Genomic DNA, 9,399 nt, shown 5'->3' with positions numbered 1-9,399 from the left:
GAGCCCTTTGGTTACTTTGGGGCTTTTCCAAAGTGACCCGCCGTCAGGGCGGAACCCTAAGTGGCCGTTACCTAAATAATGGATATGTACTCGGTCTGATCCAACATCCTGGTCGGCCCCGAGGCCGCCATCGGGGGCAAGCCCCCTCCCACAGTTTGATCTCTGTTCACATGGGATCAGTGGTGTTGCGGATCAAGCGCCAGGCAGGGCCAGCTGCGGATTGACGAAGTCAAACGCCGCCAGTTGAAAGCCTTGCTCATCCACCTGCAACGCCCAGCCTTGCTTGTCCCAATCCCCCAGCACAATCCGCTTGGCCGCCTGGTCGCCAATCTGCAACTTATGAATGGCGGGGCGGTGGGTATGGCCGTGGACCAGGGTGCGCACGCCGAATTGCTGCATCACTCGCGGTACTTCTTCGGCGGTGACATCGACAATGTCGTTGGCCTTCATGCGCGTCTGTGCACGGCTTTCGCTGCGCAGCTTTCGCGCCAGCTTGTGGCGCGTGCCCAGGGGCAGGTGGCGCAGGATAAACAGCACAATCGGGTTACGCAGGATGCGCCGCAGCTTCATATAGCCGAGGTCGCGGGTGCAGAGGCTGTCGCCGTGCATCAGCAGCACGGGCTCGCCGTACAATTGCACGACACTCGGGTCCTTGAGCAAGCTGGCGCCTGCGGCTTTGCAGAACGCCTTGCCGATCAGGAAATCGCGGTTGCCGTGCATGATGAAAATCGCGGTGCCGCTGTCGCTCAGTTCGCGCAGCGCGTCACAGATGGAGCGCTGGAACGCGGTCATCCCATCGTCGCCAATCCAGGCTTCGAAGAAGTCCCCCAGAATGTACAACGCCTGGGCACCACGGGCGCGGCCATGGAGCAGATCCAGAAACGCCCGGGTAATGTCCGGGCGCTCCTCTTCCAGATGCAAGTCTGAAATCAGCAATATCACCCAACGATCTCGGCTTTCTCGACGATGACGTCTTCGGCTGGAACGTCCTGGTGACCGGCTTTGGACGTGGTGGACACGCCTTTGATCTTGTCGACGACGTCCTGGCCTTCGGTGACTTTACCGAATACGGCGTAACCCCAGCCCTGCACGTTCTTGCCGCTGTGGTTGAGGAAAGCGTTGTCAGCCACGTTGATGAAGAACTGCGCGGAGGCCGAATGCGGCTCCATGGTACGGGCCATGGCGACGGTGTACTTGTCGTTGGAAAGGCCGTTGTCCGCTTCGTTCTGGATGCTTGGGCGCTTGTCTTTCTTCTCTTTCATGCCTGGCTCGAAACCGCCGCCCTGGATCATGAAGTTGCCGATGACACGGTGGAAAACGGTGTTTTCGTAGTGGCCGGCGTTGACGTACTCGATGAAGTTGGCGACGGTGATCGGCGCTTTCTCGGCGTTCAACTCGATGACGATGTCACCGTGGTTGGTGGTCAGTTTGACTTGAGTCATGTTCACTACTCTTTTCAGGGAATTCGTGGGTTTGAGTGCCCGGGGCACCTTACCTGTCTGGCTTAAACGACGGCCAAGGCGCGCAGTTTAGCGTGCCCCGCAGGAATTTCGAGGTGGTTTTTTACCGCCCCGGCCATAAAAGCAGTAATTAAACAGCAGTTTTCGGTCCCGGCCTGTCAGTGTCTTGACTGCATCGGCTATTATGAGCCCTTTGTTTTATCTGGCCCCATCCGGCCAAGAACCTGTCTGTTCAAGGATCCTATGAGCAAGCCCACTGTCGACCCTACCCCGAATGCCAAGGCCGGACCTGCTGTCCCGGTCAACTTCCTGCGCCCGATCATCCAGGCGGACCTGGATTCGGGCAAGCACACGCAGATCGTCACCCGTTTCCCGCCAGAGCCCAACGGCTACCTGCACATCGGTCACGCCAAGTCGATCTGTGTGAACTTCGGTCTGGCCCAGGAGTTCGGTGGCGTCACGCACCTGCGTTTCGACGACACCAACCCGGCCAAGGAAGACCAGGAATACATCGACGCCATCGAAAGCGACATCAAGTGGCTGGGCTTCGAGTGGTCCGGTGAAGTGCGCTATGCCTCCAAGTATTTCGACCAGTTGTTCGACTGGGCCGTCGAGCTGATCAAGGCCGGCAAGGCCTACGTCGACGACCTGAGCCCGGAACAGGCCAAGGAATACCGTGGCACCCTGACCGAACCGGGCAAGAACAGCCCGTTCCGCGACCGTTCGGTGGAAGAGAACCTGGACTGGTTCAACCGTATGCGCGCCGGCGAATTCCCCGACGGCGCCCGCGTACTGCGCGCCAAGATCGACATGGCCTCGCCGAACATGAACCTGCGCGACCCGATCATGTACCGCATCCGCCATGCCCACCACCACCAGACCGGTGACAAGTGGTGCATCTACCCCAACTACGACTTCACCCACGGTCAGTCGGACGCCATCGAAGGCATCACCCACTCCATCTGCACCCTGGAGTTCGAGAGCCATCGTCCGCTGTACGAGTGGTTCCTGAGCAACCTGCCGGTGCCGGCCCAGCCGCGCCAGTACGAATTCAGCCGCCTGAACCTGAACTACACCATCACCAGCAAGCGCAAGCTCAAGCAACTGGTGGATGAAAAGCACGTGCATGGCTGGGATGACCCACGCATGTCGACCCTGTCGGGCTTCCGCCGTCGTGGCTATACCCCGGCGTCGATTCGCAATTTCTGCGACATGGTCGGCACCAACCGCTCCGACGGCGTGGTCGACTTCGGCATGCTCGAGTTCAGCATCCGCCAGGACCTCGACGCCAATGCCCCGCGCGCCATGTGCGTGCTGCGTCCGCTGAAAGTCGTGATCACCAATTACCCGGAAGACCAGGTCGAAAACCTCGAACTGCCGCGTCATCCGCAGAAAGAAGAACTCGGCGTGCGCAAGCTGCCGTTCGCCCGTGAAATCTACATCGACCGCGATGACTTCATGGAAGAGCCGCCAAAAGGCTACAAGCGCCTGGAGCCGAACGGCGAAGTGCGCCTGCGTGGCAGCTACGTGATTCGTGCCGATGAAGCGATCAAGGACGCCGACGGCAACATCGTCGAACTGCGCTGCTCGTACGACCCGGACACCCTGGGCAAGAACCCTGAAGGCCGCAAGGTCAAGGGCGTGGTCCACTGGGTGCCGGCCGCTGCCAGCATCGAGTGCGAAGTGCGTTTGTACGATCGTCTGTTCCGCTCGCCGAATCCTGAAAAGGCCGAAGACAGCGCCAGTTTCCTCGACAACATCAACCCTGACTCCCTGCAAGTGCTCACCGGTTGTCGTGCCGAACCCTCTTTGGGCGATGCACAGCCGGAAGACCGGTTCCAGTTCGAGCGCGAAGGTTACTTCTGCGCGGATATCAAGGACTCCAAACCTGGTCGGCCGGTATTCAACCGTACCGTGACCTTGCGTGATTCGTGGGGCCAGTGATTCTGTTTAAGGAACTGTCGTGCTAACGATCTACAACACACTCAGCAAGACCAAAGAAGTCTTCAAGCCGCTGGATGGCAACAAGGTGCGCATGTACGTGTGCGGCATGACCGTCTACGACTACTGCCACATCGGCCACGGCCGCAGCATGGTTGCCTTCGACCTGGTGACCCGCTGGTTGCGGTTCAGCGGCTATGACTTGACCTATGTGCGCAACATCACCGACATCGACGACAAGATCATCAACCGCGCCAATGAAAACGGCGAGTCGTTCGACGCGCTGACCGAGCGCATGATCGCTGCGATGCACGAGGACGAGGCACGCCTCAACATCCTCAAGCCGGACATGGAACCGCGTGCCACGGACCACATCCCTGGCATGCACGCGATGATCCAGACCCTGATCGACAAGGGCTACGCCTACGCCCCGGGCAATGGCGACGTGTACTACCGCGTCGCCAAGTTCATGGGCTACGGCAAGCTGTCGCGCAAGCGGATCGAAGACCTGCGCATCGGCGCACGCATCGAAGTCGACGAAGCCAAGCAGGACCCGCTCGACTTCGTGCTGTGGAAAGCCACCAAGCCCGGCGAGCCGAGCTGGGAGTCGCCGTGGGGCGCCGGGCGTCCGGGCTGGCACATCGAATGCTCGGTGATGTCCACCTGCTGCCTGGGCGAGACCTTCGACATTCATGGCGGCGGCAGCGACCTGGAGTTTCCGCACCACGAAAACGAAATCGCCCAGAGCGAAGCCGCCACCGGCAAGACCTACGCCAACGCCTGGATGCACTGCGGCATGATCCGCATCAATGGTGAGAAGATGTCCAAGTCCTTGAACAACTTCTTCACCATTCGCGACGTGCTGGAAAAGTACCATCCGGAAGTGGTGCGTTACCTGCTGGTGTCCAGCCATTACCGCAGCGCCATCAACTACTCGGAAGACAACCTCAAGGACGCCAAGGGCGCGCTGGAGCGGTTCTACCATGCGTTGAAGGGCCTGCCCGCGGTTGCCCCGGCCGGCGGCGAAGCCTTCGTGGCACGCTTCACCGAAGTCATGAACGACGACTTCGGCACTCCCGAAGCCTGCGCCGTGTTGTTCGAGATGGTGCGTGAGATCAACCGTCTGCGCGAGACGGATATCGACGCAGCGGCAAGTTTGGCGGCACGCTTGAAAGAGCTGGCCAGCGTGCTGGGCGTGTTGCAGATGGAGGCCGATGACTTCCTGCAAGCCGGCGCTGAAGGGCGTGTGGATGCGGCGCAAGTGGATGCCTTGATCCAGGCGCGTCTGGCGGCTCGGGCTGGTAAAGACTGGGCGGAATCCGACCGTATCCGTGACCAACTGACTGCGATGGGTGTGGTCCTGGAAGACGGGAAGGGCGGGACGACGTGGCGGTTGGCTGATCAGGCCTGATCGGTACCTCGCTCCAAATGTGGGAGGGGGCTTGCCCCCTCCCACATTTTTAACCGTGTTCACTTGACTCGGTCTGATCGTTCCCACGCTCTGCGTGGGAATGCATCCCGTGACGCTCTGCGTCACACATACGCATCTGAGCTGGTTCTTGGGGGACGCGGAGCGTCCCAGGCGGCATTACCACGCGGAGCGTGGGAACGATCAAAGTTGACCACCTCAACTTGGCTCAGTCTTCGGATTCAGATCTATTTCTGAGTTGGCGTGTCATGGAGACTTATTGTTTTTCCACCCACAACGGCCCCCACTTTTCAGTCTCCTGCATATTCCCGCCGTTTTTAGTCTTGTCGAATTCGCGCGAGGTTTCAGAGTTCCCTTACAGTCCCCCTTCACGAAGGGCAGGTAATGTTTGTTTGTTACTTGGTGTAATAATAAGGGTACATATATGCAAATGCTCACACAGACCAAGGATGTGGGTTCAGGCTTGTCGCTGCGTGCCGGTAAGTTGGTTGTTAGCCTCGTCAGTACGCCAGAACAACTGCGAGAGGTGCAAGCCCTTCGTTATAAAGTGTTCAATGAAACATTCCGGGCACCGGCACTTAGCAATATCCAGGGTTTGAATGTCGACGAGTTTGACGACTATTGCGACCATCTAGTCGTGCGAGATGTCACCACCGCCTGTGTGGTCGGCACGTACCGTGTCATGAGTCCAACCGCCGCCCGGCACATGGGTCACTACTATTCGGAAAAGGAATTCGACCTGAGCCGGTTGGATCATTTACGTGCACGTATTATCGAAGTGGGGCATGCCTGCGTGCATCCCGACTACCGCAGCGGCAGCGTGATCATGATGCTGTGGTCGGGCTTGATAACGTATATGCAACGTGAAGGATGTGATTACTTGATGGGGGGCGCCAGCGTCAGTCTGGCGGACGGCGGTCATCATGCATCGGCCATCTATCATGCGTTGACACCCGAACAACTTGCGCCAGTTGAGTATCGTGTCACCGCACATACACCGTTTGCTCTTCATAATGTTAACGCTGAAAAACCTGCCCCCATGCCGCCGTTGCTAAAAGGCTATTTACGCAGCGGTGCCTGGGTGTGTGGCGAACCCGCCTGGGACGCTGACTTTCAGACGGCTGATTTCTTTATCCTGTTGTCGTTATCGAATTTTGACCAGCGTTATGCGCGCCACTATTTAAAGTGAACGCGCGGTACTGCATCAAGTGAATAGGTATCGTACGAACTAATAAAGGGTGTGAAGAGTATGTTTTTAACACAAGAACGAAATACCGCGTTTGAGCTGATTCCGCAATTGGCCTCTTTTCTTGAATCCGCATCGCTGTTGGAGCTTGAACGAGGGGAGTCTCAACGCTTGGCTGATGTGTTTCGCACAGTGGGCCAGCCTGGGCTTGCCATTGCCGAGGCACTGGGTGGCAGGGGCGTCAGTGCGCGCAAGTTGGCGCAGTTGCATACGTGGGTCGGCGCACATTGCCCTTCACTGGCGGTGATGATGACCATGCACCACCACACCATCGCAGGCATGATGGCGGCCAGTCATTTTTTTCCTGACCTTCAAGGGCTGCTGAGCATCGTTGCAGGCAACGACTTGTTGGTGGCGTCCGGGTTTGCCGAAGGCCGCGCGCATTCGGATATCCTCGCGTCGACCATGGCCGTGGAGAAAACCGCCGACGGCTATATCGTCAATGGCAGCAAGAAACCCTGCACGATGACCCATCATTTCGACGTGATGACCTTTAGCGTCAACTATGTTGATCCGCAAGGTGACGTGCATCTTGGCATTGGTGCAGCGCTGGCGGGCGATCCCTGTATCGAGCGCGAGAAGTTCTGGTCCGTTCCCCATTTGCAGGCGGCTGACAGTCACGAGGTCCGGTTCAACAACCTGGTGGTGCCCGAGTCCATGATGCATTTCAGCAAAACCGTGGATGAGCAGCTCGGTGAGGATCAACAGGGTACGGGTAACCATTTGTTTGCGATCTGGTTCCAGTTGCTGGCTTCAGCGTCGTACCTGGGCATGGCGTGCGCATTGGCATCGCGCGCACTGACGGCGGGTAAAGGTTCGCAGGAGGATCGGGCGCTGTTGCTGATCGATCTGCAGGGGGCGACGATGGCGTTGCAGGGGGTGGCGACGTCGATAGATGAAAACCGTTTCTTGCGCGCTGACCTGGCGCGTGCTCAGGCCACACGCTTCTCGGTGCAGGAGGCGCTCAACCGTATTGGCACGCGCGCTTTCGAACTCATGGGAGGGATGGCTTTCATGTCATCTGAAGAGGTCGCCTATCTGCTGGTGGCGACGCGGGTGCTGGCCTTCCATCCGACGTCCAGGATCGCCAGCAGTGCATTCCTGTGTGAGCAGCTGAGCTGATGTGGGAGGGGGCTTGCTCCCGATAGCAGTGGATCAGTCAGTTCATCGGTAACTGACCCACCGCCATCGGGGGCAAGCCCCCTCCCACATTTGGAGTGTGTTCTCTTCAGCGCTCAGCGGCGGCTGCTGACTTCGGCCGGGACATCGTCACCGGCCATGCGCTTGCGGAACAACGCCGTGCGCGCCAGCAGCAGGGTGGTCACCGGCACGGTGATCGACAGCAGAATCGGAATCAACCACCCGTGCAGCACCGGCCCGGACTTGAGTACCGAAAAGTAGATAATCGATGCCAACGCCACGCACCATGCGCCCAGTGTCGAGGCCAGCGCCGGCGGGTGCATGCGCTGGAAAAAATCCTTCATGCGCAACAACCCGAGCGCCCCTATCAGCGCAAACACGCTGCTCAGGACCAGCAGCACTCCGACGACGGCTTCCATCCATAACGGCATCATTCAATCACCTCCCCACGCAACAGGAATTTGGCCAGGGCGAACGAGCCGACAAAGCCGAACAGCGCAATCAGCAGCGCCGCTTCAAAGTAGGTGTCACTGGCGTAACGGATGCCCAGCACCAGCATCATAAGCATCGCCAGGATGTACAGATAATCCAGCGCCAGTACCCGATCCTGGGCCGACGGGCCCTTGAACAGGCGGATCAACGTCAGCACCATCGCCAGGGAGAACAGGAACAGGCTCAACAGGATCGCATTGGAGAGCAGGGCGCTCATTCGAAGATCTCCATCAGGGGCCGTTCGTAGGCGGATTTGAAATGCTCGATAAACTGCGCCTCATCGTCCAGGTCGAACACATGCAGCAGCAGGACGCTGCGGTCCAGCGCCAGTTCCGACCAGATCGTGCCGGGAACGACCGTCGTGATCATCGACAGCGCCGCGAGGCCGTTGGGGCTGCGCAGGTCGATGGGGATTTTGATGAAGCGCGCGCGCGGCGGGCGTGAGCCGCAGGTCAAGACGCCCCAGGCCACTTGCAGGTTGGAAACAATCACGTCGCGGCCCACCCGCAGGAACAGGCTCAGGATCACGCCAGGACGGCGCAGGCTGATCGGTTGCGGGCGCAGTGGCGCCATCATCAGCGGCGCCAGCACGCCCAGCAATGCACCGAGCAACAGGTTGCCGGGGCTCATGGACAGGTTCAGCACCAGCCACAAACCCAGCAGGGCCAGCGACAACCACGGGGCAGGAAACAGGCGCTTCATGGTTGCACCTCCAGGGCGGCTGCCTGGGCTTCCGGGCTCGGCACCGGACGCGTCGCCATCACCGCCATCACGTAGCTTTCCGGGTTGTTCAGGCTCTTGGCGGTGGCCAGCGTGTAGCGCATCAGTGGCTCGGCCTTGAAGGTCAGCGCGATGCTCAGGCCCAGCAGCAGGAAGATCGGCACACATTCATAGCGGCGCAGCAGGGGCGAGGGCCGTTCTTCCGGGGTCCAGAAACGCTGGATGCCAAGCCGGGCGAAGGCGATCAGCGAGGCCAGCCCCGACAGGATCAACAGCGCCACCAAGCCCCAGGCCGCCGGGCGGATGGGTTCATCCACCGCGTTGCCCAGCCCCAGCGGATTGACCAGCGCATGCAGCAGGCTGAGCTTGCCGATAAACCCGGACAGGGGCGGCATGCCGATGATCAGCAGCGCGCAGGCAATAAAGCTCAGGCCCAGGAACGCCATGGTCCAGGGGATCACCTGGCCGATCACGGCTTTCTGTTCATCGTCGAGGTTGACGCCGGGCCGTGGATGCAGGGATTCCATGGCCTTGGGCAGGGCGTCGATTTCCTCGTCCAGCGGCAGGTCATTGGCCGAGCGCGAGCGTTCGATCAATTCCGCCAGTAAAAACAGCGCGCTCAACGCCAGGGTGGAGCTGACCAGATAGAACAGCGCCCCGGCCGTCAGGCTGGGCTGGGCAAACCCCACGGCCGACAGCAGGATGCCGGCCGATACCAGGATGCTCAGGCTCGCCATGCGTTCCAGGCGTTGCGCCGCGAGCATCGCCAGCGCCGCGCAGAGGATGGTCGCCATGCCGCCGTACACCAGCCAGTCACCGCCAAACAACGCCGAAGCGCCGGCCTGGCCGGAAAACAGCAAGGTCCACAGGCGCAGCACAGTGTACACGCCGACTTTGGTCATGATCGCGAACATCGCCGCCACCGGCGCGCTGGCCGATGAGTAGGCGGGCGCCAGCCAGAAGTTCAGCGG

At 59.9% G+C, this 9,399-nt stretch carries 10 protein-coding genes; 4 read left to right on the top strand and 6 right to left on the bottom strand.

What is annotated here, in order from left to right:
• Positions 1–192: 192 nt before the first annotated feature.
• Together lpxH and BFP96_RS14500 are read right to left on the bottom strand one after the other, a co-directional pair.
• Positions 193–942: a UDP-2,3-diacylglucosamine diphosphatase gene (gene lpxH, locus BFP96_RS14505; RefSeq protein WP_065897511.1), complete on the bottom strand. Its 750-nt coding sequence runs from the start codon at positions 940–942 to the stop codon at positions 193–195.
• Entirely contained in the window at positions 939–1,442 is a 504-nt protein-coding gene (locus BFP96_RS14500) for a peptidylprolyl isomerase (protein WP_057721741.1), read from the bottom strand. The genes lpxH and BFP96_RS14500 overlap by 4 nt, the downstream gene beginning before the upstream one ends.
• Before the next feature lie 261 nt (positions 1,443–1,703).
• Here BFP96_RS14500 and BFP96_RS14495 point away from each other — a divergent pair, with 261 nt between their 5' ends.
• From BFP96_RS14495 to BFP96_RS14480, 4 genes are all read left to right on the top strand, one after another.
• Positions 1,704–3,404, top strand: a complete 1,701-nt coding sequence (locus tag BFP96_RS14495) for a glutamine--tRNA ligase/YqeY domain fusion protein (RefSeq protein ID WP_065897513.1) — start codon at positions 1,704–1,706, stop codon at positions 3,402–3,404.
• Positions 3,405–3,423: 19 nt separating this feature from the next.
• Complete coding sequence (gene cysS / locus BFP96_RS14490) at positions 3,424–4,812, top strand: cysteine--tRNA ligase (protein ID WP_065936462.1); 1,389 nt, start codon at positions 3,424–3,426, stop codon at positions 4,810–4,812.
• Positions 4,813–5,254: 442 nt separating this feature from the next.
• Positions 5,255–6,019, top strand: a complete 765-nt coding sequence (locus BFP96_RS14485; protein ID WP_065936461.1) for a GNAT family N-acetyltransferase — start codon at positions 5,255–5,257, stop codon at positions 6,017–6,019.
• Between the two features lie 51 nt (positions 6,020–6,070).
• Complete coding sequence (locus tag BFP96_RS14480; RefSeq protein WP_139113404.1) at positions 6,071–7,198, top strand: acyl-CoA dehydrogenase family protein; 1,128 nt, start codon at positions 6,071–6,073, stop codon at positions 7,196–7,198.
• A 113-nt stretch (positions 7,199–7,311) separates the two neighbouring features.
• On the opposite strand, the gene BFP96_RS14475 is transcribed toward BFP96_RS14480, so the two are convergent.
• The 4 genes from BFP96_RS14475 to BFP96_RS14460 form a co-directional block, all read right to left on the bottom strand.
• A complete protein-coding gene (locus BFP96_RS14475) occupies positions 7,312–7,650 on the bottom strand; it encodes a Na+/H+ antiporter subunit G (protein ID WP_065894905.1) in 339 nt (112 codons plus the stop codon).
• Positions 7,647–7,925 carry a K+/H+ antiporter subunit F gene (locus tag BFP96_RS14470; RefSeq protein WP_010209507.1) on the bottom strand — a complete coding sequence of 93 codons (279 nt, stop codon included), beginning with the start codon at positions 7,923–7,925 and terminating at the stop codon, positions 7,647–7,649. The genes BFP96_RS14475 and BFP96_RS14470 overlap by 4 nt, the downstream gene beginning before the upstream one ends.
• A complete protein-coding gene (locus BFP96_RS14465; RefSeq protein ID WP_065894906.1) occupies positions 7,922–8,410 on the bottom strand; it encodes a Na+/H+ antiporter subunit E in 489 nt (162 codons plus the stop codon). The genes BFP96_RS14470 and BFP96_RS14465 overlap by 4 nt, the downstream gene beginning before the upstream one ends.
• Positions 8,407–9,399: proton-conducting transporter transmembrane domain-containing protein (locus BFP96_RS14460; RefSeq protein ID WP_305885260.1), on the bottom strand; the 993-nt coding region annotated here is incomplete at its 5' end. The genes BFP96_RS14465 and BFP96_RS14460, both read right to left, overlap by 4 nt.

It is taken from the genome of Pseudomonas sp. 34 E 7, from assembly GCF_900005715.1.
Lineage (GTDB): Bacteria > Pseudomonadota > Gammaproteobacteria > Pseudomonadales > Pseudomonadaceae > Aquipseudomonas > Aquipseudomonas orientalis_A.
This window is presented reverse-complemented; position numbering and strand designations above follow the sequence as displayed.